The sequence below is a fragment of the Parapedobacter pyrenivorans genome (genome assembly GCF_014636865.1).
Lineage (GTDB): Bacteria > Bacteroidota > Bacteroidia > Sphingobacteriales > Sphingobacteriaceae > Parapedobacter > Parapedobacter pyrenivorans.
In genome coordinates this window covers 704,818-705,856 of the sequence record NZ_BMER01000002.1, presented here as the reverse complement: position 1 = coordinate 705,856, position 1,039 = coordinate 704,818, and the positions used below count along the sequence as shown (strand labels likewise).

Annotated in this window: 1 protein-coding gene; it reads left to right on the top strand. The window is 55.2% G+C overall.

The features are described from left to right. On the top strand, positions 1-1,039 hold a 1,039-nt coding region (locus IEV98_RS14695; protein ID WP_188506736.1), incomplete at both ends, for a COG1361 family protein.

Below are 1,039 nucleotides of genomic sequence, written 5' to 3'. Positions count from 1 at the left end.
TATCCGGTCGACCGTGATTACGGTTTCGATGACGATGCAATCACCAAAGTTGGTGATGCTCCGAGGGCTACTGCCGGTACTTCTTATACTTACACGGTTACCGTAGAGAATCAGGGTCCATCGACCATCGTGGGTGGTACAGCGGTTTACCTTCAGGATATTGTTTCGGCAGGTCAGAACATCACGGGTATTACATCTACTACCGGTACTGTTGGTGCCATTGGCACGGCGGGCGAATTTACGTTTACGCCTACGGCAGCTATTGCGGTTGGCGGTACGTTCAGCTTAACGGTTACGGTTGATGTGGATGCGGCAATCACTGCAAACATCATCAATAACACAATTAGAATCTGGAGCACGGATCCAGCGGGTGACTATACCACACCGGAAGGTTCGGCTACCACACCGGATATCCCCGTTGATCGTGAGTCGAACTTGAGCATTACCAAAGTGGCCGACGACGACCGGGTAACAGCTGGTGCTAGCACCAGCTTCACGGTAACGGTGACCAATAACGGTCCCTCGGCTATTGCCAGTGGAGAAGAGATCAGCTTGGTCGAGCGTCCAAGCACTGGCCTGACGATTACCGGATATACAGTAACGAGCGGCAACGGCACGGCGACGGGTACGGGTAACAGCGCCACGGTAACTACCAATTCGGTGATTCCTGTAGGCGGTACGATAACCCTTACGGTAGCGGCCGATGTGGATGCAAATGCACCGGCTACGGTTGCCAACGGCATCGACGTGTGGGGTCCGGATAAAGACCCGGATACCGACACGCCGGATGATGGTGACGATACGCCGGACATCCCGGTTGACCGCGAGTCGAACCTGACGATCATTAAGGTTCCGGTTGACGCACGAGTAATCGCCGGTGGAAGTACCAGCTTCACGGTAACGGTGACCAATGATGGTCCGTCAGCTATTGCCAGCGGCGAGGTAATCAGCCTGGGTGAACGCCCGAGTGCTGGACTGACGATCACCGGTTACAGCGTAACGAGCGGTAACGGCACGGCAGCAGGAACGGGCAATAGCG